General features: G+C 61.6%; 24 protein-coding genes. 16 read left to right on the top strand and 8 right to left on the bottom strand.

What is annotated here, in order from left to right:
* Positions 1 to 85: 85 nt before the first annotated feature.
* From ftsX to ftsY, 3 genes are read right to left on the bottom strand one after another with little or no spacing between them, the layout of a single operon-like run.
* Positions 86 to 1,111 carry a permease-like cell division protein FtsX gene (gene ftsX, locus CAF77_RS02380; RefSeq protein ID WP_064380089.1) on the bottom strand — a complete coding sequence of 342 codons (1,026 nt, stop codon included), beginning with the start codon at positions 1,109 to 1,111 and terminating at the stop codon, positions 86 to 88.
* On the bottom strand, positions 1,108 to 1,779 hold the full coding sequence (gene ftsE / locus CAF77_RS02375; RefSeq protein WP_064380087.1) for a cell division ATP-binding protein FtsE: 672 nt from the start codon (positions 1,777 to 1,779) through the stop codon (positions 1,108 to 1,110). The genes ftsX and ftsE overlap by 4 nt, the downstream gene beginning before the upstream one ends.
* Complete coding sequence (gene ftsY, locus CAF77_RS02370; protein ID WP_085653983.1) at positions 1,776 to 3,275, bottom strand: signal recognition particle-docking protein FtsY; 1,500 nt, start codon at positions 3,273 to 3,275, stop codon at positions 1,776 to 1,778. The genes ftsE and ftsY overlap by 4 nt, the downstream gene beginning before the upstream one ends.
* A 146-nt stretch (positions 3,276 to 3,421) precedes the next feature.
* Here ftsY and CAF77_RS29265 point away from each other — a divergent pair, with 146 nt between their 5' ends.
* From CAF77_RS29265 to CAF77_RS02340, 6 genes are all read left to right on the top strand, one after another.
* A complete protein-coding gene (locus CAF77_RS29265; RefSeq protein ID WP_064380084.1) occupies positions 3,422 to 3,613 on the top strand; it encodes a hypothetical protein in 192 nt (63 codons plus the stop codon).
* A 6-nt stretch (positions 3,614 to 3,619) separates the two neighbouring features.
* Positions 3,620 to 4,975, top strand: coding sequence for a pitrilysin family protein (locus tag CAF77_RS02360; protein WP_064380081.1), 1,356 nt, complete (start codon positions 3,620 to 3,622; stop codon positions 4,973 to 4,975).
* Positions 4,968 to 6,455, top strand: a complete 1,488-nt coding sequence (locus CAF77_RS02355) for a pitrilysin family protein (protein ID WP_011336388.1) — start codon at positions 4,968 to 4,970, stop codon at positions 6,453 to 6,455. The genes CAF77_RS02360 and CAF77_RS02355 overlap by 8 nt, the downstream gene beginning before the upstream one ends.
* Positions 6,455 to 7,063 (top strand): 16S rRNA (guanine(966)-N(2))-methyltransferase RsmD, encoded by a 609-nt coding sequence (gene rsmD / locus CAF77_RS02350; protein WP_064380079.1) that lies wholly within the window; start codon positions 6,455 to 6,457, stop codon positions 7,061 to 7,063. Before CAF77_RS02355 ends, rsmD begins: the two co-directional genes overlap by 1 nt.
* A 63-nt stretch (positions 7,064 to 7,126) precedes the next feature.
* Positions 7,127 to 8,125: a hydrolase gene (locus CAF77_RS02345; RefSeq protein WP_085653982.1), complete on the top strand. Its 999-nt coding sequence runs from the start codon at positions 7,127 to 7,129 to the stop codon at positions 8,123 to 8,125.
* Between the two features lie 3 nt (positions 8,126 to 8,128).
* The gene (locus tag CAF77_RS02340; protein ID WP_064380075.1) at positions 8,129 to 8,959 is read left to right on the top strand and encodes an AraC family transcriptional regulator; all 831 of its coding nucleotides are present in this window, start codon (positions 8,129 to 8,131) and stop codon (positions 8,957 to 8,959) included.
* A 4-nt stretch (positions 8,960 to 8,963) separates the two neighbouring features.
* Here the strand turns inward: CAF77_RS02340 and CAF77_RS02335 are convergent, their stop codons facing one another.
* Both CAF77_RS02335 and CAF77_RS02330 read right to left on the bottom strand, forming a co-directional pair.
* On the bottom strand, positions 8,964 to 9,818 hold the full coding sequence (locus CAF77_RS02335) for a sulfurtransferase (protein ID WP_064380073.1): 855 nt from the start codon (positions 9,816 to 9,818) through the stop codon (positions 8,964 to 8,966).
* Positions 9,819 to 9,846: 28 nt separating this feature from the next.
* A complete protein-coding gene (locus tag CAF77_RS02330) occupies positions 9,847 to 10,518 on the bottom strand; it encodes a TetR/AcrR family transcriptional regulator (protein ID WP_011336393.1) in 672 nt (223 codons plus the stop codon).
* Positions 10,519 to 10,664: 146 nt separating this feature from the next.
* On the opposite strand from CAF77_RS02330, the gene CAF77_RS02325 reads away from it, so the two are divergent.
* The 5 genes from CAF77_RS02325 to CAF77_RS02305 all read left to right on the top strand — a co-directional run bounded on the left by CAF77_RS02325 (position 10,665) and on the right by CAF77_RS02305 (position 15,252).
* On the top strand, positions 10,665 to 12,095 hold the full coding sequence (locus CAF77_RS02325; protein ID WP_085653981.1) for a coniferyl aldehyde dehydrogenase: 1,431 nt from the start codon (positions 10,665 to 10,667) through the stop codon (positions 12,093 to 12,095).
* A 24-nt stretch (positions 12,096 to 12,119) separates the two neighbouring features.
* Positions 12,120 to 12,665, top strand: a complete 546-nt coding sequence (locus CAF77_RS02320; RefSeq protein ID WP_085653980.1) for a twin-arginine translocation pathway signal protein — start codon at positions 12,120 to 12,122, stop codon at positions 12,663 to 12,665.
* A gap of 42 nt (positions 12,666 to 12,707) precedes the next feature.
* Positions 12,708 to 14,303 (top strand): GMC family oxidoreductase, encoded by a 1,596-nt coding sequence (locus tag CAF77_RS02315; protein WP_085653979.1) that lies wholly within the window; start codon positions 12,708 to 12,710, stop codon positions 14,301 to 14,303.
* Positions 14,304 to 14,418: 115 nt separating this feature from the next.
* Positions 14,419 to 14,898, top strand: coding sequence for a pantetheine-phosphate adenylyltransferase (coaD, locus tag CAF77_RS02310; RefSeq protein WP_003229157.1), 480 nt, complete (start codon positions 14,419 to 14,421; stop codon positions 14,896 to 14,898).
* A 102-nt stretch (positions 14,899 to 15,000) separates the two neighbouring features.
* Positions 15,001 to 15,252: a YfhL family 4Fe-4S dicluster ferredoxin gene (locus tag CAF77_RS02305; protein WP_003195146.1), complete on the top strand. Its 252-nt coding sequence runs from the start codon at positions 15,001 to 15,003 to the stop codon at positions 15,250 to 15,252.
* A gap of 38 nt (positions 15,253 to 15,290) precedes the next feature.
* Here CAF77_RS02305 and CAF77_RS02300 read toward each other — a convergent pair whose 3' ends face one another.
* From CAF77_RS02300 to CAF77_RS02290, 3 genes are all read right to left on the bottom strand, one after another.
* On the bottom strand, positions 15,291 to 15,614 hold the full coding sequence (locus CAF77_RS02300) for a hypothetical protein (RefSeq protein ID WP_011336397.1): 324 nt from the start codon (positions 15,612 to 15,614) through the stop codon (positions 15,291 to 15,293).
* 69 nt (positions 15,615 to 15,683) lie between these two features.
* Complete coding sequence (gene mutM, locus CAF77_RS02295; RefSeq protein WP_007953423.1) at positions 15,684 to 16,496, bottom strand: bifunctional DNA-formamidopyrimidine glycosylase/DNA-(apurinic or apyrimidinic site) lyase; 813 nt, start codon at positions 16,494 to 16,496, stop codon at positions 15,684 to 15,686.
* Positions 16,497 to 16,524: 28 nt separating this feature from the next.
* Positions 16,525 to 17,337 carry an HDOD domain-containing protein gene (locus CAF77_RS02290; protein ID WP_166673436.1) on the bottom strand — a complete coding sequence of 271 codons (813 nt, stop codon included), beginning with the start codon at positions 17,335 to 17,337 and terminating at the stop codon, positions 16,525 to 16,527.
* 227 nt (positions 17,338 to 17,564) lie between these two features.
* Between CAF77_RS02290 and CAF77_RS02285 the strand changes: the two genes are divergently transcribed.
* From CAF77_RS02285 to CAF77_RS02265, 5 genes are all read left to right on the top strand, one after another.
* Positions 17,565 to 18,104, top strand: coding sequence for a type 1 glutamine amidotransferase domain-containing protein (locus CAF77_RS02285; protein WP_064380062.1), 540 nt, complete (start codon positions 17,565 to 17,567; stop codon positions 18,102 to 18,104).
* A 123-nt stretch (positions 18,105 to 18,227) separates the two neighbouring features.
* The gene (locus CAF77_RS02280; RefSeq protein WP_064380060.1) at positions 18,228 to 19,424 is read left to right on the top strand and encodes a class I SAM-dependent rRNA methyltransferase; all 1,197 of its coding nucleotides are present in this window, start codon (positions 18,228 to 18,230) and stop codon (positions 19,422 to 19,424) included.
* Positions 19,425 to 19,870: 446 nt separating this feature from the next.
* A complete protein-coding gene (locus CAF77_RS02275) occupies positions 19,871 to 20,944 on the top strand; it encodes a SagB family peptide dehydrogenase (protein WP_064380058.1) in 1,074 nt (357 codons plus the stop codon).
* Positions 20,941 to 21,897 carry a diiron oxygenase gene (locus CAF77_RS02270; protein ID WP_064380056.1) on the top strand — a complete coding sequence of 319 codons (957 nt, stop codon included), beginning with the start codon at positions 20,941 to 20,943 and terminating at the stop codon, positions 21,895 to 21,897. Before CAF77_RS02275 ends, CAF77_RS02270 begins: the two co-directional genes overlap by 4 nt.
* Positions 21,890 to 23,107: a multidrug effflux MFS transporter gene (locus tag CAF77_RS02265; protein ID WP_064380054.1), complete on the top strand. Its 1,218-nt coding sequence runs from the start codon at positions 21,890 to 21,892 to the stop codon at positions 23,105 to 23,107. Before CAF77_RS02270 ends, CAF77_RS02265 begins: the two co-directional genes overlap by 8 nt.
* The last annotated feature ends 119 nt before the right edge of the window (positions 23,108 to 23,226 follow it).

The following is a 23,226-nucleotide window of genomic DNA, read 5'->3' as shown; positions in this document are numbered from 1 at the left end:
CTTTTCAGCATTGCGAAAAATTGACCGGAAACTCAAATGAAAGTTTCCTTAACCACTGAAAGGTCAATCACGCGCAAAAAAGATTCTACTTCGGCGCCAGCTCCCTGAGATGACGTGCGACTGCAATCCATGCACCGATATAACCCAACAGCACCGCGCCAAGCAAGAGCGACAGACCGTCGGCCACTGGCACGCCGGCCAGTGCGAAATCACTGCCGTACAAACCGGCCAGCCCGACCACCGCATCGTTCAGCCAGTTCAGGCCGAACGCCAACACACCCCAGGACAGCAGCCCCGCACCGAAGCCATACAGCGCGCCCATATAAAGGAAGGGACGACGCACATAACTGTCGGTGCCGCCGACGAGTTTAATCACTTCTATCTCGGTGCGGCGGTTTTCAATATGAAGACGAATGGTATTGCCTATCACCAAAAGTAATGCGGAAACCAGCAACACCGTCAGACCGAACACGAAACGGTCGCCGAGCTTGAGGATGGCGGCCAGACGCTCGACCCAGACTAGATCAAGTTGCGCCTGTTGTACCTTGGGCAGCTCGGAAAGTTTTTGTCTTAATGCTTCCAGGGTCGACTTGTCGACCTCGTTCGGCGTCACCAGTACCACGCCCGGCAGCGGGTTTTCCGGCAGCTCGCGCAGGGCTTCGCCCAAGCCGGACTGCTGCTGGAACTCTTCCAGCGCCTGATCGCGGCCGACATATTCAGCATCAGCTACGCCCGGCATGCCCTTGATCTGGTCGCGCAATGCTTCGCCCTGAGCCGGAGTCGCCTCGAGCTCCAGGTACAGCGAGATCTGCGCCGCGCGCTGCCACGAGCCGCCCAGGCGCTCGACATTGTTCAGCAACAACGAAAGGCCCATCGGCAGACTCAGCGCAACTGCCATCACCATGCAGGTGAAGAAGCTGCCGATCGGCTGCTTGCCGAGACGGCGCAGGCTGTCGATCCAGCTGGCGCGATGGCTTTCGATCCAGGCACGGAACAACGTGGCGAAATCCGGGCCGTCGTCATCGTCGTGCTTTTTCTTCTTTGGCGGTTGCGGATCGGCGGCCTTCGGGGCCACGCGCTCGGAAACCTTCGGACTGCGTGTTGCACTCATACGCCGGCCTCCCCGTCGCCGATCAATCGGCCGCGTTGCAGGGTCAGCATGCGATGGCGCATGCGCGCGATCAGCGCCAGGTCGTGACTGGCGATCAGCACGCTGGTGCCCAGACGGTTGATATCTTCGAACACGCCCATGATCTCGGCCGCCAGACGCGGGTCGAGGTTACCGGTCGGTTCGTCCGCCAGCAGCAGGGCCGGACGGTGAACGATGGCCCGGGCAATGCCGACGCGCTGTTGCTGACCGGTGGACAGGTCGCCCGGATACAGATCGGCCTTGTCCGACAGCGCCACGCGCTCCAGCGCTGAGTCGACGCGCTTGGCGATTTCGACCTTGGACAGCCCGAGAATCTGCAACGGCAGCGCGACGTTGTTGAACACCGTGCGATCGAACAACAGTTGATGGTTCTGGAACACCACACCGATCTGCCGACGCAGGAACGGAATCTGCGCATTGCTGATGGTGCTCAGGTCCTGCCCGGCCAGCAGCAGCTTGCCACTGGTCGGACGCTCCATCGCCAGCAACAGGCGCAACAATGTGGATTTACCGGCACCGGAGTGGCCGGTGACAAACAGGAACTCGCCGCGACGGACTCGAAAGCTCAGCTCATGCAAGCCGACGTGACCGTTCGGGTAGCGTTTACCGACCTGTTCGAAACGAATCATGAACGCTCCCGCTCGGCAAACAGTGCCTGGACAAAGGGTTCGGCTTCAAAGGTACGCAGATCGTCGATGCCTTCACCGACGCCGATATAGCGGATCGGCAGGCCGAATTGCTTGGCCAGGGCGAAAATCACCCCGCCCTTGGCGGTCCCGTCGAGCTTGGTCAGCGCCAGGCCGGTCAGTTCGACGGTCTGGTTGAATTGCTTGGCCTGGTTGATGGCGTTCTGGCCGGTGCCGGCGTCGAGTACCAGCAGCACTTCGTGCGGCGCATCGGCGTCGAGCTTGCCGATGACCCGGCGAACCTTCTTCAGCTCTTCCATCAGGTTGTCTTTGGTGTGCAGACGACCGGCGGTGTCGGCGATCAGCACGTCGATGCCACGAGCCTTGGCGGCCTGCACGGCATCGAAAATCACCGAAGCCGAGTCCGCGCCCGTGTGCTGGGCGATCACCGGAATCTTGTTGCGTTCGCCCCAGACCTGCAACTGCTCGACAGCCGCAGCACGGAAGGTATCACCGGCGGCCAGCATGACTTTCTTGCCTTCCAGTTGCAGTTTCTTCGCCAGTTTGCCGATGGTGGTGGTCTTGCCGGCGCCGTTGACGCCGACCACCAGAATCACGAACGGCTTGTTCCGGGAAGCGATCTTCAGCGGCTGCTCGACCGGTTTGAGCATTGCGGCCAGCTCGGCCTGCAGGGATTTATACAGGGCGTCGGAATCGGCCAGCTCTTTACGTGCGACCTTCTGGGTCAGGCGCTGGATGATCACCGATGTTGCCTCGACGCCAACGTCGGCCGTCAGCAGGCGGGTTTCAAGATCGTCGAGCAGATCGTCATCGATGGCTTTCTTGCCGAGGAACAGGCTGGCCATGCCTTCGCCGATACTGGCGCTGGTCTTGGACAGGCCTTGCTTGAGACGGGCAAAGAAGCCGGCCTTGGTTTCCTCGGTACGCGGAGCCTCGACCTGGGTTTCAACCTGGGATTCCACTGGCGCTACGGCGACAGGTGCAGGTGCAGGTGCAGGTGCAGGTGCAGGTGCAGGCTCGGGCACTTCGACAATCGGAGCAACCGGAGCAGCAACCACAGGTTCTGGAATGAAAGGAGCAGCGTCCACCACCGGCGCCTGAACAGGCTCTGGCGTGAACGCCACCGGCGCAGGAATCGGCGGTGTAACGTGCGGCGCGGCCTCTTCAACCAGCGCCACCGGCTCTTCCGCCACCGGTAAGCTCAGCCACGGTTCGCTGGCCGGGGTCAGCGGCAACTCGGCGGCAGCCGGCGCTTCAGGCTCGACCTCGGCCACCGGTTGCAGCACCGGCTCGGCGATCGGCAGCACGACCGGTGCCGGCGCTTCTTCTATTACGGGAGCGGGCGCAGGGGCCGGTTCAGGAATGGCAGTCGGCTGTTCGACAACGGGTTCCTGCGGTTTCTTGCGCAGCCATCCGAACAGGCTTTTCTTCTCGCCAGCCGCAGCTGGGGTCTTCTTGTCGTCGTTGGAACCAAACATGGAGGACGGCTATCTCACGGTAGCGACGCGCCACAGGGGCGCCCCGGCAAATAAATATTCGATGCAGAACAGACTGTGTTTCACCCAGCTTGTTCACGCGCAACATTTTGTCGAGGCACCAACGGCACCTCAAAGGAATCGTTTTAATGAAGGACTGGCCGGCAAAATCGGCGAAAAAGCGAAGTTTAGCTGATAAACCAAAGCCTTCTGCCGCAAACCCATACAACCTGATCAAGTTTCAAAACCGGATAGGCGTGGTCGCCGGTAAAACGGATCAGTATCCTAGCACCCTCTCGCCCGCCGACGCTAAGACCAAGCGGGCAGCCCAACAGGTTTAAAAACGAATGAATGCTCTAGCCCGCCGCGCCGCAGGCCTGCTGCTCAGCACAGTCTGCCTGCCACTTTCGGCCCTGGCGGCCGACCCGCAACCGACCCACGAATTCACCCTCGACAACGGCCTGAAGGTTGTCGTGCGCGAAGACCATCGCGCGCCGGTGGTGGTGTCGCAGGTCTGGTACAAGGTTGGTTCCAGCTACGAAACCCCGGGCCAGACCGGTCTGTCCCACGCTCTCGAGCACATGATGTTCAAGGGCAGCGAGAAAGTCGGCCCCGGCGAAGCCTCGCTGATCCTGCGTGACCTCGGCGCCGAAGAGAACGCGTTCACCAGCGACGATTTCACCGCTTATTACCAGGTGCTGGCCCGCGACCGTCTGGGCGTGGCCTTCGAACTGGAAGCCGACCGCATGGCCAACCTGCGCCTGCCGGCCGACGAGTTCGCCAAGGAAATCGAAGTCATCAAGGAAGAGCGCCGCCTGCGCACCGACGACAAGCCGATGGCCAAGGCTTACGAGCGCTACAAGGCCATGGCCTACCCGGCCAGCGGTTATCACACACCGACCATCGGCTGGATGGCCGACCTTGAGCGGATGAAGGTCGAAGAGCTGCGTCACTGGTATCAGTCCTGGTATGTGCCGAACAACGCCACGCTGGTGGTGGTCGGTGACGTGACCCCGGACGAGGTGAAGACCCTTGCTCAGCGCTACTTCGGGCCAATCGCGAAACGCGACGTACCGCCGGCGAAAAAGCCGCTGGAACTGGCAGAACCGGGTGAACGCCAGATCACCCTGCACGTGCAGACTCAACTGCCGAGCCTGATGCTCGGTTTCAACGTCCCGAGCATCGCCACCGCCGAAGACAAACGCTCGGTCAACGCCTTGCGCCTGATTTCGGCGCTGCTGGACGGCGGCTACAGCGGTCGCATCCCGACCCAACTGGAGCGCGGCGAAGAGTTGGTGTCCGGCGGCTCGTCGAGTTACGACGCCTACACCCGCGGTGACAGCCTGTTCACCCTGTCGGCCACGCCGAACACCCAGAAGAAAAAGACCATGGCCCAGGCTGAAGCCGGTCTGTGGAAACTGCTGGAACAGCTGAAAACCACCGCGCCGTCCGCTGAAGAACTGGAACGCGTGCGTGCGCAGGTTATCGCCGGTCTGGTCTTCGAGCGCGACTCGATCACCAGCCAGGCCACCGCCATCGGCCAGCTGGAAACCGTCGGTCTGTCGTGGAAGCTGATGGACACCGAACTGGCCGACCTGGAAAGCGTCACCCCGCAAGACATCCAGAATGCCGCCAAGCTGTATTTCACCCGCGAACGTCTCAGCGTCGCCCACGTACTGCCACTGGAGACGACTCATGAGTGAGCGCAAAACCCCACGTCTGCTGCTCGGCCTGATCGCCGTGGCCATCATCGGCTCCGCTGCGTTCTATCTGGTGCCGAGCGACAACACCAAGGCCAGCGAAGCGCTGGATAACGCCAAGTCCAGCCAGAAGCTGCAATCGCTGGCCGAACTCGACGGCAAGGCCCCGGCCAGCCGCAAGCTCGACGTGCAGACCTGGAACACCGCCGAAGGCGCCAAGGTGCTGTTCGTCGAGGCTCGCGAACTGCCGATGTTCGACATGCGCCTGATCTTTGCCGCCGGCAGCAGCCAGGACGGCAACGCGCCAGGTCTGGCCCTGCTGACCAACGCCATGCTCAACGAAGGTGTGGCGGGCAAGGATGTCGGTGCCATCGCTCAAGGTTTCGAAGGCCTGGGCGCGGATTTCGGCAACGGCGCCTATAAAGACATGGCCATCGCGTCGCTGCGCAGTCTGAGCGCTGCCGACAAACGCGAGCCGGCGCTGAAACTGTTCTCGGAAGTGGTGGGCAAACCGACCTTCCCGGCCGATTCCTTCGCGCGCATCAAGAACCAGATGCTCGCCGGTTTCGAGTACCAGAAACAGAACCCCGGCAAACTCGCCAGCCTGGAGCTGATGAAGCGTCTGTACGGCGATCACCCGTACGCCCATTCCAGCGACGGCAATGCGCAAAGCGTGCCGAAGATCACGCTGGCACAACTGCGTGAGTTCCACGCCAAGGCGTATGCCGCCGGCAACGTGGTGATTGCGCTGGTGGGCGATCTGTCCCGCAGCGAAGCCGAGGCGATTGCCAATCAGGTGTCCGCTGCGCTGCCAAAAGGCCCGGCGCTGGCGAAAGTCGAGCAACCGACCGAGCCGAAAGCCGGCATCGGCCACATCGAGTTTCCGTCGAAGCAGACCAACCTGATGATCGCGCAACTGGGCATCGACCGCGACGACCCGGACTACGCCGCGCTGTCGATGGGCAACCAGATCCTCGGCGGTGGCGGTTTCGGCACCCGGCTGATGAGCGAAGTGCGCGAGAAACGCGGCCTGACCTACGGCGTGTATTCGGCCTTCAGCCCGATGCAGGCTCGCGGCCCGTTCATGATCAATCTGCAGACCCGCGCGGAAATGAGCGAAGGCACCCTGAAACTGGTGCAGGACGTGCTCGCCGACTACCTCAAGACCGGCCCGACCCAGAAAGAACTGGACGACGCCAAGCGCGAACTGGCCGGCAGCTTCCCGCTGTCCACCGCGAGCAACGCCGATATCGTCGGCCAGCTCGGCGCCATGGGTTTCTACAACCTGCCGCTGAGCTATCTGGACGACTTCATGCGTCAGTCCCAGAGCCTGACGGTCGAGCAGGTTCGCGACGTTCTGAACAAACACTTGAGCACGGATAAACTGGTCATCGTCAGCGCTGGCCCGACCGTGCCGCAAAAGCCGTTACCGGCCCCATCTGATAAACCTGCCGAGCAGCCGCTCGGGGTTCCGGAGCATTAATGGCCAGTCCAAAGAAACCTGTACAAAAACTGCACAACGGGGTGAACCAGTTGCGCATCATCGGCGGCGAATGGCGCAGCCGAAAACTGAGCTTCCCTGATGCGCCGGGCCTGCGTCCGACGCCGGACCGGGTGCGTGAAACCCTGTTCAACTGGCTTGCGCCTTACGTTGCCGGGGCCAAGGTACTCGACCCGTTCGCCGGTAGCGGCGCGCTGTTTCTCGAAGCGCTGTCCCGTGGCGCGGCCATGGGCCAGGCGCTGGATGCCAGCCACGTCGCGGTCTCCAGCCTGAAAGAACACCTCGGCACCCTGCGCTGCACCAACGGCCAGGTGCAGACCGCCGATGCGCTGCGCTACCTGGAAACGCAGACCGCGACCGCGTTCGACCTGGTATTCCTCGACCCCCCGTTCAACCAGAACCTGCTGCCAGCGGTGTGCACGCTGCTGGAAGAGCGCCAATGGCTGGCCGATGATTCGTGGATCTACACTGAAAGCGAAACCGCGCCATCGACCCTCGGCCTGCCGGGCAACTGGCGCCTGCACCGCGAGCAGAAATCCGGGCGGGTGTACTACGCGTTGTGGCAACGTATGGCAGTGATCGCCGGTTAACCGACCGGCCTGAAAAAGCGGCGAGTCTCAGCCGAGGCTCGCTGCGCTGCATCGAGAGCAATCGTGTCCCCTTCGTCAAAAACGTTCATCCCCGCCTTCGGCCTCGGCAATCCGCACCTGCAAACCCTGTGGGGGCCGCTGTGGCGTAAAACCGTGCACCTTGATCGCCAGCGCGAACGGCTGTGGCTGGACGACGGCGACTTTCTGGATCTGGACTGGTATGGCCCGCACAGCGCCGAGGCGCCATTGGTGCTGGTGTTGCACGGCCTGACCGGTTCTTCCAATTCGCCTTACGTGGCCGGAATCCAGGCAGCGCTCGCCGCACAAGGCTGGGCCAGTGTTGCACTGAACTGGCGCGGCTGCTCCGGCGAGCCGAACCTGTTGCCGCGCAGCTACCATTCCGGCGCCAGCGAAGACCTCGCCGAAACCCTCCGCCACCTGAAAGCCAAGCGGCCACTGGCGCCGCTGTATGCGGTCGGCTACTCCCTTGGCGGCAACGTGCTGCTCAAGCATCTGGGGGAAACCGGCAGCGCCAGCGGCGTGTTCGGTGCGGTGGCGGTGTCGGTGCCGTTTCGCCTGGATCAATGTGCCGACCGTATCGGCCAGGGTTTCTCGAAGGTCTATCAGGCGCACTTCATGCGCGAGATGGTGGCGTACATCAAGAACAAGCAGCGCCAGTTCCAGCACGACGGCCGCGAGGACGGTCTCGCTGCACTGGCGGCCCTCGGCTCGCTGGAAAACATGCGCACCTTCTGGGATTTCGATGGCCGGGTGACGGCGCCTCTGCACGGTTTCGCCGATGCCGAGGATTACTATCGCCGCGCGTCGAGCCGTTACTTTCTCGGCGAGATCCGCACGCCGACCCTGATCATTCAGGCGGCGGACGATCCGTTCGTGTTCCCCCACAGCCTGCCTTCGGCCAATGAGTTGTCGGCCACGACCCAGTTCGAATTGCAGAATAAGGGCGGGCATGTCGGCTTCGTCGACGGCACACTCCGCCAGCCGGGTTATTACCTGGAACGACGGATTCCACAGTGGCTGGCCGACGCGGGGCGCGAGTGAGTCATGAACGATCAGGGCGAGTCGATCCGTTTCTGGCAAGCCGCGCCTCTGGCCGGTGTCGAGCTGTTGACCGCGCGCTACATCGAGCATCGTTTCGCCCCGCACGTCCACGACGGTTATGTGATCGGCATGATCATGGCCGGCGCCCAGCGCTACCGTTATCGCGGCGCCGAACACCTGGCGGGCAGCGGTACGCTGGTGCTGATCAATCCGGACGAAGTGCATAACGGCCACAAGGGCACCGAGGACGGCTGGCTGTACCGGGCGTTTTATCCCGACACCGGGCAAATCGTCGCGCTGTTGAATGAACTGGAACTGCCGACCGCACCGATGCCGGCCTTCGCTGCGACGCTGTATCGCGATCCGGATCTGGTCAACGGTTTCTGTCAGTTGCATCGCTTGCTGGAAAGCCCCGCCACCGCGTTGCAACAGCAAACGGTGTGGCGAGAAATGATGATGCTGCTGTTGCAGCGTCACGCGGCGGTGCAGATCAACGGCAAGCCCGGCAAAGAGCACCGCGCGGTAGCGATGGCCAAGGAGTTGCTGCACGCGCAACTGGCGGCGCCGCCCTCGCTGGAAGAACTGGCGGCGGCGGTGAATCTCTCGCCTTTCCACTTCGCCCGGGTTTTCCGCCGCGCCACCGGCATGCCGCCGCACAGCTGGCTGATGCAGCAGCGGATCGCCTGCGCGCGGGGTTTACTGCAGAGCGGCTGCCTGCCGGTGGAAGTCGCCACGCAGTTGGGATTTGCCGACCAGAGCCATCTGAGCCGGCAGTTCAAACAGGTTTATGGCGTAGGCCCGGCGGCCTATCGCAGTGCGCGGCTGGATCGCTGATGGCTTACTCGCCCGTAGCGATACCGCGCGACGGCTCGTTGATCCACTCGCTCCACGATCCGGCATACAGCGAACCCAACGGGTAACCCGCCAGGCACAGGGCGAACAGGTTGTGACACGCCGTCACCCCGGAGCCGCAGTAAGCCACCAGATCGCTCGGCGAACGCTCGCCGAGTTTCGCGGCGAAACGCTGTTTGAGCTGATCGGCCGGCAGGAAACGCCCGTCGCTGCCCAGGTTGTCGGTAAACGCCGCGCATTGCGCGCCGGGAATGTGCCCGGCGACCGGGTCGATCGGCTCCACTTCGCCCTTGAAACGCGGCAAGGCGCGGGCATCGAGCAGGGTCAGGGCCGGCTGACCGAGGCGCTGCTGCAATTGCTCGGCGCTGAGCAGCAGGCTCATGTCCGGCTGGCCGCTGAAGCTGCCCCGGCCCGCTGACGGTGGATCAAGACTCAACGGCAATCCCGCCGCATGCCAGGCCTTGAGTCCGCCATCGAGAATGAACACGCCGTCGCGCTTGCCCAGCCACGCCAGCAACCACCAGGCCCGCGCCGCATAGGCGCCCGGGCCGTCGTCATACAAAACCACGTCACTGTCATTGTTGATGCCGAATGCTTGCAGGCGTTCGATCAGCGCCGCCGGCTCCGGCAGCGGATGGCGGCCGGTCACGCCCTTGATGACCGGGCCGCTGAGGTCGCGTTCAAGATCAGCGAAATGTGCCCCGGCAATGTGCCCCTCGGCGTAGCTGCGCTGGCCGTAATCCGGGTCTTCGAGGGCAAAACGGCAGTCGAGAATCACCAGCCCCGGTTGCGCCTTGCGGGCATCCAGTGCGGTCGGGCTGATCAGTTGCGCAATCGGCATAGCGAACGACTCCAGTGAGGAAATGGAATTACGGTCTTTCTTCGAGGGCCTGGGCCAGCGGCACGTAGAACTCTTCGAACAAGGCGTTGACCTCATCGCGGGCCTGCTCGGTGACAAACCCCGCTTCCAGCACCAGCACCTGATACACGCCACGCTTGATGGCCTGTTCACTGAGGTAATTGGAGTTCTCCCGGGTCGTGCACAGGAAGCGCACCCACGAGGTGAGGATGATCCACGCGTTGAGGGTCAGGGATTCGATCTGCACTCGGTCCATCTTCAGGATCCCGGCAGCGACAAAGCCTTCGTAGATCGCTGCGCCCTGGATTACGCAGCGCTGGGAGAAGCGGCGATAACGCGCGGCCAGATCCGGATCGCTGTCGAGCAAGTGTTCGAGATCGCGGTGCAGAAAGCGGTAGCGCCACATCGCCGACAGCAATTCCTTGAGATAGAAGCGCTTGTCTTCGACCGTCGCGGCACGGCCCTGGGGCGGACGCAGGAAGCTGTCCACCAGGCTTTCGTACTCACTGAACAGCACGGCGATGATCGCCTGCTTGTTGGGGAAGTGGTAGTACAGATTGCCCGGAGAAATCTCCATGTGGGCGGCGATGTGATTGGTGCTGATGCTGCGCTCGCCCTGCTGATTGAACAGCTCGAGGCTGTTCTGCACGATGCGCTCGCTGGTTTTGATCCGTGGGGCCATGGCTTGAGCTTTAATTCAGAGTGCGTTGGGGGGCATCTTACGACCTAACCGGAACGGGATAAAACCAGGATGCGCAAGGAAGCCATTTGACTTTCTAGAGCATTGACTCTAAAAAGCTCGTCATAACAATACCTACGGAGCTGACAATGACTGCCGATATTGCCTACCTGCAAACGCTGCAACAGCCGCTGGAAGAGCTCAACCGGCTGTTCAACGCGCAGCGCGCCGCCTACGCCGCCAACCCGATGCCGCCTGCAACCCAGCGCCAGCAATGGCTCAAGGCCCTGCGCGATTTGCTGAGCAGCGAACGGCAGGCCCTGATCGACGCCATCAGCTCCGACTTCAGCCACCGCAGCGCCGATGAAACCCTGCTCGCCGAACTGATGCCGAGCCTGCACGGCATTCACTACGCCAGCCAGCACATCAGCCAGTGGATGAAACCTTCGCGACGCAAAGTGGGTGTGGCTTTCCAGCCGGCGTCGGCGAAAGTCGTGTATCAGCCCCTCGGAGTGGTCGGCGTCATCGTGCCGTGGAACTATCCGCTGTTTCTCGCCATCGGCCCGCTGACCGGCGCGCTCGCGGCCGGCAACCGGGTGATGCTCAAGCTCAGCGAATCGACCCCGGCCACCGGCCTGTTGCTCAAGGAACTGCTGGCGCGGATCTTCCCCGAAGATCTGGTGTGCGTGGTGCTCGGCGAGGCTGATGTCGGCGTGGCGTTTTCGAAAATGCGTTTCGACCACTTGTTGTTCACCGGTTCCACCAGCGTCGGCAAGCACGTGATGCGGGCAGCGGCAGAGAACCTGACGCCGGTGACCCTGGAGCTGGGCGGCAAGTCCCCGGCCATCGTCTCCCGCAACGTTCCGCTCAAGGACGCCGCCGAACGCATCGCCTTCGGCAAGACCCTCAACGCCGGGCAGACCTGCGTTGCCCCTGACTATGTGCTGGTGCCGGAAGAGCGCGTCGGCGGATTCGTCGAAGCCTATCGCCAGGCCGTGCGCGGGTTTTATCCGACGCTTGCCGACAACCCGGACTACACCGCCATCATCAACGAGCGCCAATTGGCGCGGCTCAACAGCTACCTCAGCGACGCCACCAGCAAGGGCGCGCTGCTGATTCCGCTGTTCGACCAGGGCCAGGGCCGGCGCATGCCCCACAGCCTGCTGCTGAATGTCAGCGACGAGATGACGGTGATGCAGGATGAAATCTTCGGCCCGCTGCTGCCGATCGTGCCGTATCAGGATCTGGATCAGGCATTTGCTTACATCAATCAGCGGCCACGTCCTCTGGCTCTTTACTACTTCGGCTACGACAAACGCGAACAGAAACGCGTGCTCAGCGAAACCCATTCCGGTGGCGTCTGCCTCAACGACACGCTGCTGCATGTGGCGCAGGACGACATGCCGTTCGGCGGCATCGGCCCGTCGGGCATGGGCCATTACCACGGGCACGAAGGTTTCCTGACGTTCAGCAAGGCCAAGGGCGTGCTGGTCAAACAGCGCTTCAACGCGGCGAAGCTGATCTACCCGCCCTACGGCAAATCCATTCAGAAACTGATCCAGAAACTGTTCATTCGCTAACGTCACCGCCGGGTAATAACAACAATGCACCCAAGCCTGACCGAAACACCTGCCCTGTCGCGCCGTGGGCTGCTGAAATTCAGCCTCGGCGCCACGGCTTTCCTCACCACCGCCGGCCTTGGTGCCAGCCTCAGCGGCTGTTCTTCGAGCGTTTCAGCCAACGGGTTCGCCACGTTGCGCAGCGGCGATCTGCTGTTTCTGCGCGCACTGATTCCGGTGATGCTGGATGGCGCCGTTGCTGTGGAAAAGCTGCCCGCCGCTGTCGATGGCACCCTGAAGTCGCTGGATTACAGCCTCGATCACCTGTCGCCGGAAATGCTCAAGCTCACCCGGCAACTGTTCGATGTGCTGGGCATGGCAGTGACGCGCGGACCATTGACCGGGATCTGGGGCAGTTGGGAAAACGCCAGCCCCGAAGCGATCCGCCACTTCCTCGAACGTTGGGAAAACAGCTCGCTGAACCTGCTGCGCATGGGCCACAGCTCATTGCTGCAAATGGTGATGATGGCCTGGTACACCCGCGACGGATCGTGGGCCCATTGCGGTTACCCCGGCCCGCCCGCCGTTTGAGCCTGGCGACCCACGCAAAACAATAATAAGAGAACCTGATCGATGCCCGTACCCGACCCGTTTCGCGAAGGCCTTGCCCGTGGCTGGAAAACCTACAACGGCGCACAACTGAACGATGACCTGACCCTGGAAACCGACGTGGCCATCATCGGCAGCGGTGCCGGCGGCGGCACCACGGCGGAAATCCTCAGCGCCGCCGGCTATAAAGTGCTGCTGATCGAAGAAGGCCCGCTCAAGACCAGCAGCGATTTCAAACTGCTGGAAGACCAGGCCTACAGCAGCCTCTATCAGGAAGGCATCGGCCGCATGAGCAAGGACGGCGCGATCACCATCCTTCAGGGGCGCGCAGTCGGCGGCACCACGCTGATCAACTGGACATCGAGTTTTCGCACCCCCGAGCCGACCCTGGAACACTGGGCCAAGGAACACAACGTCAAAGGCCACAGCCCCGCCGACATGGCGCCGTGGTTCGAAAAAATGGAGCAGCGTCTCGGCGTCGCTCCGTGGATGGTGCCGCCCAACGCCAACAACGACGTGATCCGCAAAGGCTGCGAACAGCTCGGCTACAGCTGGCACGTGATCCCGCGCAACGTGCGCGGCTGCTGGAACCTCGGCTATTGCGGCATGGGCTGCCCGACCAACGCCAAACAATCGATGATGGTCACGACCATTCCGGCAACCCTGGAAAAGGGCGGAGAATTGCTGTATCTGGCCCGCGCCGAAAAGCTTTTGATCAACGGCGACAAGGTCACCGGCCTGCAATGCGTGGCGCTGGACGAACGCTGCGTCGAGCCGACCGGACGCACGATCACCGTCAAGGCGCGGCATTACGTGCTGGCCGGCGGCGGGATCAACAGCCCTGCCCTGCTGATGCGTTCGGATGCACCGGATCCCCACCAACGGTTGGGCAAGCGCACCTTCCTGCATCTGGTGAACATGTCCGCCGGGCGTTTCGACGAGGTCATCAACCCGTTCTACGGCGCGCCGCAGTCGATCTACTCGGACCATTTCCAGTGGAGGGACGGCACCACCGGCCCGATGGCCTACAAACTTGAAGTGCCGCCGCTGCACCCGGCGCTCGCTGCCACATTGCTCGGCGGTTTCGGTCAGGAAAGCGCGCAACACATGGCGGACCTGCCGCACACCCACGCGATGCTGGCCCTGCTGCGCGACGGTTTTCACCCGGACAGTCAGGGCGGCAGTGTCGAGCTGCGCGGTGACGGCTCGCCGGTGCTCGACTATCAGGTGTCGCCTTACACTTGGGAGGGTCTGCGCCGCTCATTCCACAGCATGGCCGAGATCCAGTTCGCCGGTGGCGCCAAAGCGGTGATGCCGATGCACGCCGATGCGCGCTATGTGAACAGCCTGGCCGAGGCCCGCTCATTGATCGACAGCCTGAGTCTGGAGTTGTATCGCACACGTCTGGGCAGCGCCCACGTCATGGGCGGTTGCGCCATGGGCGAGGACCCGAAAACCGCCGTCACCGACAGCCTCGGCCGCCATCATCAACTGCGCAATCTGTCGATTCATGACGGCTCGTTGTTCCCCACCAGCATCGGGGCCAACCCGCAGTTGTCGGTGTATGGTCTGACGGCGCAACTGGCGACATCCCTCGGCGAACGGTTGAGAAACCCGTGAAAAAGACGAAATTTCCGATCGTCTATAGTGCTTTCTTACCCAACAGGCGACTTTCCCCACCGGGACGGCTGCGATACCATCCGACTCCCCAACGGATTCCCGCCAGGACGACGCGATGAACCGAGTGTTGTACCCAGGTACCTTCGACCCTATTACCAAGGGCCATGGCGATCTGGTCGAACGCGCCTCGCGCCTGTTCGACCATGTGATCATCGCCGTCGCCGCCAGCCCCAAGAAGAATCCGCTGTTCCCGCTGGAACAACGGGTCGAGCTGGCCCGCGAGGTCACCAAACACCTGCCGAACGTGGAAGTGGTCGGCTTCTCGACGCTGCTGGCGCATTTCGCCAAAGAGCAGAACGCCAACGTGTTCCTGCGTGGCCTGCGCGCGGTGTCGGACTTCGAGTACGAATTCCAGCTGGCCAACATGAACCGCCAGTTGGCGCCGGATGTGGAGAGCCTGTTTCTCACCCCGTCCGAGCGTTATTCGTTCATTTCCTCGACCCTGGTGCGGGAAATCGCGGCCCTGGGCGGCGACATCAGCAAGTTCGTCCACCCGGCGGTGGCCGACGCCCTGACCCTGCGCTTCAAGAAGTAACGACCGTTCAAACGGCGCCCGCGTGCACTACGGGCGCCAATGCGGCACAATTGCGCGCATTGATTCATAGCGCCCGGGCTCCCCGCCCCGGCTGGAGTTAGCATGTCCCTGATCATCACCGACGATTGCATCAACTGCGACGTCTGCGAACCCGAGTGCCCGAACGCCGCCATTTCCCAAGGCGAAGAGATCTACGTGATCGACCCGAACCTGTGCACCCAGTGCGTCGGCCACTACGACGAGCCGCAGTGCCAGCAGGTCTGCCCGGTGGATTGCATTCCACTGGACGAAGCCCATCCGGAGACTGAAGAACAGTTGATGGAGAAGTACCGCAAGATCACCGGCAAGGCTTGAGCCACTGAATCCGATCGCAGCTCCCGGCTGCGATCGCGTCATTCGCGCTGCTCGAATCCCTCCCCTGTGCAGCCCAGGCATCGCACGAATGCCGCTTTCGCCGGCGCCACCACCAGCGCCTCCCCCGCATCGCCAATCCCGCCACCCAGCGCGGTGAACGGCAACGACACGACGAACGCCCCGGCACCGATCACCGTTGCCACCACCAGCAATGGTCGGGCAATCAGCAGATCGCCGAGCATGGCGTAGGCCGGTGGATTCTGGATGGCGTAACGAGGGTCACCGCTGCCGCCTTCCGTGGCCTGAACGGTCAGGCTCAAGCACAGCAGCAGGGCAACGATGAGGGTTTGCAAGGACTTCATGGCACGATCCTTCGGGCTGAACAGTGAGACAACTCACTATAGACCGTAGGACTTTTTCGGACGCTTTGTTCAGCTTTGGCAGCGCGGGCACCAGACGCTGGCGCGCTGGCCGAGCTTCATTTCCCGCAGGCCCGTGCCGCAGACCTTGCAGTGCTCGCCGCCGCGACCGTAGACAAACAGTTCCTGCTGGAAATACCCCGGCTGCCCGTCGCCACCGATGAAATCACGCAACGTGGTGCCGCCGCGCTCAATGGCCGCCGCGAGGATGCGTTTGATCTCGATCGCCAGCTTCAGATACCGCGCCCGGGAAATGCCCTTGGCCTCTCGCCGCGGATCGATTCCGGCGGCGAACAGCGCCTCGGTCGCGTAGATGTTGCCGACCCCCACCACCACCGCGTTGTCCATGATGAACGGCTTGACCGCCATCGAGCGCCCGCGTGATAGCTGATACAACCGCTCGCCATCGAACAGATCGGTCAACGGCTCCGGACCCAGGCGGATCAGCAACTCGTGATTGAGCGGGTCGGTGCTCCAGAGCATCGCCCCGAAGCGCCGTGGATCGGTGTAGCGCAGGGCCAGGCCCGACTCCAGCTCGATATCGACATGCTCATGCTTGGCCGCCGGCATCCCGACCTCAACCAGCCGCAGGTTGCCCGACATGCCCAAGTGGCTGATCAATGTGCCGACTTCGGCGTTGATCAGCAGATACTTGGCGCGCCGCTCGACCAGCACGATGCGCTGCCCGGACAGGCGCACATCGAGGTCTTCGGGAATCGGCCAGCGTAAGCGCCGGTCACGCACGATTACGCGGCTGACCCGTTGGCCTTCCAGGTGCGGAGCAATGCCGCGGCGGGTGGTTTCGACTTCCGGCAGTTCAGGCATCAGTTCCTCGAATCATCAGCTTCTTGAATCAGTGCGCGCCAAGTTCGCGGATCGTCTGCTTCAACGTCTCGAAGTCGTAATCGGAAAGCCCGATATACTCGAGCACCAGCGGCCCGACGGCCTGCCATTCGAAGTCTTCGGTCTGGTTGCCCAGTACCCGGTAGGACGCGCAGATGTGCTCGGCCATTTTCAGGATCGCCAGCAGGTTTTTCATCTGACTGTTGCGCGAGGTCTCGTCGCTGAAGATCGCCAGGGCATTGTGATGGTTGGCGATGGCCGCGCTGACATGCTCCGGCAGGCGCCAGGACTTTGCGGTGTAATAGCCGACGACCGAGTGGTTGGTGTTGTAGACATCGTTCTCGGTGTCCACGACCCGGCGCTCGGCACTCGCATTGGCATAGGCCGTCTCCAGCGTGGTCATGTAGTCGGGGAAACGCTGAAGCATCAGCGGCACGCCGCAATCATGGAAAAGACCCAAGGCATAAGCCTCGTCGCTCGCCTCGGTGCCGACGCGCTTGGCCAGGGTCAGACAAGTCATGGCCACGTCCTGGGCGGTGTCCCAGAAACGGTTGAGGGTGACGATGGTGTCATCGTTCATTTCGCCCTTGATCGACATCGCGTTGATCAGATTGATGATCGAGCGACTGCCCAACAGATTCACCGCGCGCTTGATCGAGGTGATCTTGTTGCTCAGGCCGTAATAGGGCGAATTGACGATTTTCAGCAGCGAGCCGGACAGGCCAGGATCCTGGGAGATCAGCTTGGCGATCGTCTCCAGGTCGGGGTCGGGCATGTACTGCTCCATTTGCAGATCCACCATGATCTGCGGCTGCGCGGGCACACTGATGCCCTGCAGGGACTGTTGAATCTGTTCGGTGGTCAGCTCTTGGGACATAAGTACACACTCTGGGACAGGCGGCGATTCTAACCTCTAAAAACCGACGCACGACACACCAGTGGGCAATTCGCAGGAACTTTCACTTTCCACCAGCCTTCGGAATCTGTAGTGCCCGGAACAGATTCACGTCTGTCTCGGACAGTATTCCCAACAGACTCAGGAGCTTAACGATGGCGACTTCTCTCAGCGGCAAGCGCGTCGCTTTTCTGGTAACCGATGGTTTCGAGCAGGTCGAACTGACCGGCCCCAAACAGGCACTTGAGCAGGCAGGAGCGCAGGTTGACATCCTCTCTGCCGAAGCCGGCAGCGTCAAAGGCTGGAATCACGATAAACCGGCGGACGACTTCAAGGTCGACCAGACCTTCCAGGGCGCAAGCATCGATCAATACGATGCCGTGGTGCTCCCGGGCGGTGTGCAGAACTCTGACACCATCCGCATCGACCAGGACGCCCAGCACCTGGTCAAGACCGGTGCCTCCGCCGGCAAACCGATCGCAGTGATCTGCCATGGCAGCTGGCTGCTGATTTCGGCAGGACTGGTCAATGGCAAGACCATGACCAGCTACAAGACCGTCAAGGACGATCTGGTGAATGCGGGGGCGAACTGGGTTGATCAGGAGGTAGTAAAAGACGGCCACCTGATCAGCAGCCGCCAACCGGACGACATTCCGGCGTTCAGCAATGCGCTGATCGACGCGCTGTCGGCATAGAGCATAAGCGTATGGATACGGGGCGGGCCTGCTCGTGATGAGGTCTGCCGCGTTTCATCGCACACCAAACCCGGCATAAGGCGCAACACGGTATACTCCCGCTCTTTTTTCCGGAGCGACGTCATGTCCCTGCCTAGCTTGCGCCTCAAAGCCAACGCCGACCGTCGCCTGCGCGCCGGTCACCTGTGGATCTACAGCAACGAAATCGACGTGGCGGCGACCCCGTTGCACGGCTTCAAGGCCGGCGACCAGGCGATTCTCGAAGCCGCCGGCGGCAAGCCGCTGGGCATCGTCGCCATGAGTCCGAACAACCTGATCTGCGCCCGCCTGCTGTCGCGCGACATCAAGCTGCCGTTGGACAAGTCGCTGCTGGTCCATCGGCTCAACGTGGCCCTGTCACTGCGCGAGCGCCTGTTCGACAAGCCGTTCTATCGTCTGGTCTACGGTGATTCCGACCTGCTGCCAGGCCTGGTGGTCGATCGTTTCGGCGACATCCTCGTGGTGCAGCTCGCCTCGGCAACCATGGAAGCCCATAAAGATGACGTGATCGCGGCGCTGACCCAAGTGCTCAAGCCAAGCGGCATCCTGTTCAAGAACGACTCCGCCGCCCGCGATGCCGAAGGCCTCGAGCGCTACACCGAAACCGTATTCGGCGTGGTGCCGGAGTGGGTGGCTCTGGAAGAGAACGGTGTGAAATTCGAAGCGCCGGTCATTCAAGGTCAGAAAACCGGCTGGTTCTACGACCACCGCATGAACCGCGCCCGCCTGGCTCCTTACGCCAAAGGCAAACGCGTGCTGGACCTGTACAGCTACATCGGTGGCTGGGGTGTGCAGGCGGCCGCATTCGGCGCCAGCGAAGTGTTCTGCGTCGACGCCTCGGGCTTCGCCCTCGACGGTGTTGAGCGCAACGCTGCACTGAATGGTTTCGCCGACAAGATGACCTGCATCGAAGGCGACGTCTTCGAAGCCCTGAAGGAACTCAAGGCCAGCGAAGAGCGCTTCGACGTGATCGTTGCCGACCCGCCTGCGTTCATCAAACGCAAGAAAGACCTGAAAAACGGTGAAGGCGCGTACCGTCGCCTGAACGAGCAAGCCATGCGCCTGCTCAACAAGGACGGCATCCTGTTCAGCGCTTCGTGCTCGATGCACCTGCCGGAAGATGACCTGCAGAACATCCTGCTGACCAGCGCCCGTCACCTGGACCGCAACATCCAGCTGCTGGAGCGTGGTGGCCAAGGCCCGGATCACCCGGTACACCCGGCCATCCCGGAAACCCGCTACATCAAGAGCATCACCTGCCGCCTGCTGCCCAACAGCTGACAGACGCACGGCGTTGAAGCTATCGAAAGGGGAGCCCACGGGCTCCCCTTCTTTTTGTCTTGAACTTTGTTTTCCTACATTTATCGTCCTGCCGATGTGCAGGATATTTCCTTACATGTTTTATTTATTGGAATTTAACTTACACACTCACTTCCAGCCATAGATCACTCCGACAAAATTACTGGACAATTCCTACTTAATATTTGCTTGCGATTAATCCATTACAAACTATTATTAAGTCGTCACCACGAAGGTGACACCCACTAACCACGAAGCAAAAATGAACAAGGAGTTCAATCATGAAAGCAATTACTCTGGAATCCCGCACCCTCGCAAACCTGGCTTTTCTGGTCGCACCTAAAGCCCGTTAAGTAAGGTGGGCGCTGGGTATAGCCGGCTACCCAGCGCCTCTGACAAAGCACTTATCCAGAGCAGCGTGCCCTAACATGCATATAAATCCTTATTTATTCATACTGCCACGAACGCCCGGCCAGATAGTCTGGAATTACAAAGACCATACTCAACATGAACTTGATCTGGAACATTCCTCCCGACTGGCGCAACTTATCCACGACCCTGACCTATATGACAACAGCAACATAATAGACACACAGTTATTAAATGCGGGAATACTGACTTCTTCAAAAGTTCCGACACCTGTCTGGGGCTGGGATGAACTGTCCAGGATCTACCATATCGGGACTCGGAATATTCCGTGCGAATACACGCCCCGAAACATTCAGGAATGGTCCAGGCAATACCTCGAACACTGCAACACAGTGCTTGCCACTGCACCTGCGCACGACATCCTTGCGGATACAGGTTCGAACGCACTCATCGCCCTGCCCTCACCGCTGGTATTGAATGACGACAGCCTGTCGAATTCACTGATCCGGCGAAAGACCTGCCGCTCCTTCACCGGCACCGCCGTGTCACTGGACGATGTCGGCACCTTGCTTTACCTGTCCCTCGGTTACCTGCGAGAGCGCGAAGCCGACTGCGACGACAGCATCGCCGAAGGCCTTGGCGCGCGGCGCAGCAGTCCTTCCGGGGGCGGCCTCAATGCCTGCGCCGGGTTCGTGTTTGTACAGAACGTCGACGGACTGACGCCTGGGGTTTATGCCTACCACCCCACCGAACACGCCCTGAGCTTCATCAACCCTTTGCCCGACACCGCACCTGGCAATCTGCTGGGGGGCCAGCACTTCATCAATAACCTGCCATTGGGGCTGTTCATCACCGCCCGCTTCGACCGGCTCTGGTGGAAATACCCGCACTCGCGCGCCTATCGAATGGCGCTCGTCGAAGCCGGGCATCTTTCGCAGACGTTTCAACTGGTGGCTACAGCGCTCGGCATGAACACCTGGCTCACGGGTGCGTTTTCCGATGATCAGGTCGAAACGTTGCTGAAGTTCGAAAACAGTGCGGAACAACCCTTGTTCTTCGTCGGTTGCGGGGAAAGCGACGGCCAGGCGATGTGTCAGGAAATGCGCGACCTGCTGCGTGAGGCCCAGCCATGAGCGCTCTCTCCAGGGAGCCGGTCTTTCAATTCTCCCTGAATGACTGGAACACCCGCGCCTCGGTCCGCACCAGCACCCACGATTATCGTTTGCCGGCCAACGTGCAGGAACAACTGGAGACCCGGCACTGGTTTCCGCCGACGTTTCTACCGTACCTGGCCCATCCGGTCATCGAAGCAGCGGGCCGCTCGATGCTGCATCGGCTCACGGCCCGGCATCTGGTGCATTTTCTCGACTACACCACGCTGCTCGAACACCGGATCGTCAATCGCGCCGTCGAAACCATTGTCCACGGCGAGCTGCCCGTCGCGGTGCCGGCGCCGATGAAAACCGCCGCGCTCCAGCTCTACACCGACGAGGGCTACCACGCCCTGTTTTCCAACCAGGTGGCGGAGCAGATCGCCAGCCTCTACGGCATCACCAAGCGTCCGGTCATGCCCAGGCGAATCACCCGGATGAACCTGCTGATCGCACGCACAGACCAGCAGCAAAGGCCGCTGGCGTGCTTCTTACTGGGTTTCGTCTCGGAAACCATCATTGCCCGTGAACTGCTGGATGTCTGCCGCGACAGTCTGGTGTCCGGCGTCAACGACATGTTGCGCGATCACCTCACCGACGAAGCGCGCCACAGCCGGTATTTCACCGAAGTGTTCCACTATCTCTGGCTGCACCTGGACCCAAGGCAGCGAACGTTCACCGCGACGACCTTGCTCGACATTCTGGAAATCTTCTTCGAAGTGGATGAGCACTGGCTGCGGGAAAGCCTCTGCGGCGCGGACATTGCAGGCACCACGGTAATGGAGATTCTCGGCACGATCACAACGGCCCAGGCCAGTCGCCAGCGGGCACGCACCGGCAGCCTCGCCACAATGAGCGCGCTGAAGAAAGCCGGATTTTTCGCCGAACCTCAAAACCAGACACTTTTTGCCAGGGCAGGACTGATTGATGGATGACGGACAATCTGCGGTGACCCAACGACAGCGGCGCGGAGCTGTCAGCCTTTTGCTGGCGATGGTGCTGCTCGGCGTCTTTCCGCTGGATGTCCTGCTGCCTTCGTTTCCGGCACTGGCTGAGCACTTTCGCAGCACTCCGGCGGATATTGCCCTGTCGATCAGCCTGTTCGCGGTCGGGATTGCCTTCGCCCAGTTGCTGATCGGGCCCCTGTCGGATGTGATCGGACGCAAAGGCCTGCTGCTCGCAGGCATGAGCGTATCAATGCTCGGCGCCCTCGGATGCGTGATGACCTCGGATTATTCGCTGTTTCTGGTTTTTCGGGTGGTGCAGGCGCTGGGTTGCGGCTGTTTCGTGCTGTCACAGGCGCTGGTGCAGGATCTGTTCGAAGGCGAGGAACGTGATCGCCTGCGGATTCTGATGGTGACCGCCACCGGGATCTTCATTTCCGTATCTCCATTGGCCGGAACCTTGCTTCAGGCCGCGCTTGGCTGGCGCGGCAGCTTCTGGGTGTTCTCCGCACTGTCCGCCATCGTGCTACTCAAGGCATGGTGGTTTCTGGACAACAGCCGACCGGCAGCCCGTGGTACATCCACCCATTTCCTGAGGGCTTACCGGCGGGTACTGGGAGACTTCGACTTCGTCGGTTACTGGCTGATTTCAGCCTTCGCCTTCGCCTGCCACTTTTCGTTCATCGTGATTTCGCCGCTGATTTTCATGGACCGCCTGCAACTGTCTGCTTATGACTTCTCGCTGATCCTGCTGATCTACGGCGCCGCGTATGTGATCGGGGGCATCCTCGCCAGCGTACTGAGCAGACGCATCAACGGTAGCCAGCAAATTGTTGTCGGGCTGAGCCTGATCCTGTTCGCCGGCCTGACCATGCTGTACCTGGCATCGAACTTCGCACTGACCCCGACCACGGTGCTGATCCCGATGTTGATCTGCACCGCTGGCACCACCATCGCCCGGCCCGCCGCCACGTCGCGGGCTATGAGCCTGTATCCCGAAAATGCTGGCACGTCTGCATCCGCCGGCAGCACGCTGATCTTCATCTGCGGCGGCTTGATCAGTGCGTTGATCAGCCTGAGCCCTGCCAACCTGCAATCCACGCTGGGCTACTGCTTCGTGATACTCAGCGGAGTGGCACTGGCGTTGAACGCGCGGATCAGCCGTCGCAACGATCTGGTGGGGCAACCGGACAGCGATTAACCCTGCCGGTCGTCATCCCGCACGCTTCGTCAGCACTGGAACAACGTTTTGCGCCATTCCCTCCTGACGCCAGCGGTGTAGAATCGCGAGATTCATCGCCATTCATCCCCGGCGGGTTT

The sequence above is a fragment of the Pseudomonas sp. R15(2017) genome (genome assembly GCF_002112685.1).
GTDB lineage: Bacteria > Pseudomonadota > Gammaproteobacteria > Pseudomonadales > Pseudomonadaceae > Aquipseudomonas > Aquipseudomonas glycinae.
Note: the sequence above shows the minus strand (reverse complement) of the source record. Positions and strands in the feature narration are given on the sequence as shown.

Coding starts and splice junctions, on each gene's coding strand:
- ftsX (WP_064380089.1), bottom strand. CDS start 1,111: ATGAGTGCAACACGCAGTCCGAAGGTTTCCGAGCGCGTGGCCCCGAAG.
- ftsE (WP_064380087.1), bottom strand. CDS start 1,779: ATGATTCGTTTCGAACAGGTCGGTAAACGCTACCCGAACGGTCACGTC.
- ftsY (WP_085653983.1), bottom strand. CDS start 3,275: ATGTTTGGTTCCAACGACGACAAGAAGACCCCAGCTGCGGCTGGCGAG.
- CAF77_RS29265 (WP_064380084.1), top strand. CDS start 3,422: ATGAAGGACTGGCCGGCAAAATCGGCGAAAAAGCGAAGTTTAGCTGAT.
- CAF77_RS02360 (WP_064380081.1), top strand. CDS start 3,620: ATGAATGCTCTAGCCCGCCGCGCCGCAGGCCTGCTGCTCAGCACAGTC.
- CAF77_RS02355 (WP_011336388.1), top strand. CDS start 4,968: ATGAGTGAGCGCAAAACCCCACGTCTGCTGCTCGGCCTGATCGCCGTG.
- rsmD (WP_064380079.1), top strand. CDS start 6,455: ATGGCCAGTCCAAAGAAACCTGTACAAAAACTGCACAACGGGGTGAAC.
- CAF77_RS02340 (WP_064380075.1), top strand. CDS start 8,129: ATGAACGATCAGGGCGAGTCGATCCGTTTCTGGCAAGCCGCGCCTCTG.
- CAF77_RS02335 (WP_064380073.1), bottom strand. CDS start 9,818: ATGCCGATTGCGCAACTGATCAGCCCGACCGCACTGGATGCCCGCAAG.
- CAF77_RS02330 (WP_011336393.1), bottom strand. CDS start 10,518: ATGGCCCCACGGATCAAAACCAGCGAGCGCATCGTGCAGAACAGCCTC.
- CAF77_RS02325 (WP_085653981.1), top strand. CDS start 10,665: ATGACTGCCGATATTGCCTACCTGCAAACGCTGCAACAGCCGCTGGAA.
- CAF77_RS02320 (WP_085653980.1), top strand. CDS start 12,120: ATGCACCCAAGCCTGACCGAAACACCTGCCCTGTCGCGCCGTGGGCTG.
- CAF77_RS02315 (WP_085653979.1), top strand. CDS start 12,708: ATGCCCGTACCCGACCCGTTTCGCGAAGGCCTTGCCCGTGGCTGGAAA.
- coaD (WP_003229157.1), top strand. CDS start 14,419: ATGAACCGAGTGTTGTACCCAGGTACCTTCGACCCTATTACCAAGGGC.
- CAF77_RS02305 (WP_003195146.1), top strand. CDS start 15,001: ATGTCCCTGATCATCACCGACGATTGCATCAACTGCGACGTCTGCGAA.
- CAF77_RS02300 (WP_011336397.1), bottom strand. CDS start 15,614: ATGAAGTCCTTGCAAACCCTCATCGTTGCCCTGCTGCTGTGCTTGAGC.
- mutM (WP_007953423.1), bottom strand. CDS start 16,496: ATGCCTGAACTGCCGGAAGTCGAAACCACCCGCCGCGGCATTGCTCCG.
- CAF77_RS02285 (WP_064380062.1), top strand. CDS start 17,565: ATGGCGACTTCTCTCAGCGGCAAGCGCGTCGCTTTTCTGGTAACCGAT.
- CAF77_RS02280 (WP_064380060.1), top strand. CDS start 18,228: ATGTCCCTGCCTAGCTTGCGCCTCAAAGCCAACGCCGACCGTCGCCTG.
- CAF77_RS02275 (WP_064380058.1), top strand. CDS start 19,871: ATGCATATAAATCCTTATTTATTCATACTGCCACGAACGCCCGGCCAG.
- CAF77_RS02270 (WP_064380056.1), top strand. CDS start 20,941: ATGAGCGCTCTCTCCAGGGAGCCGGTCTTTCAATTCTCCCTGAATGAC.
- CAF77_RS02265 (WP_064380054.1), top strand. CDS start 21,890: ATGGATGACGGACAATCTGCGGTGACCCAACGACAGCGGCGCGGAGCT.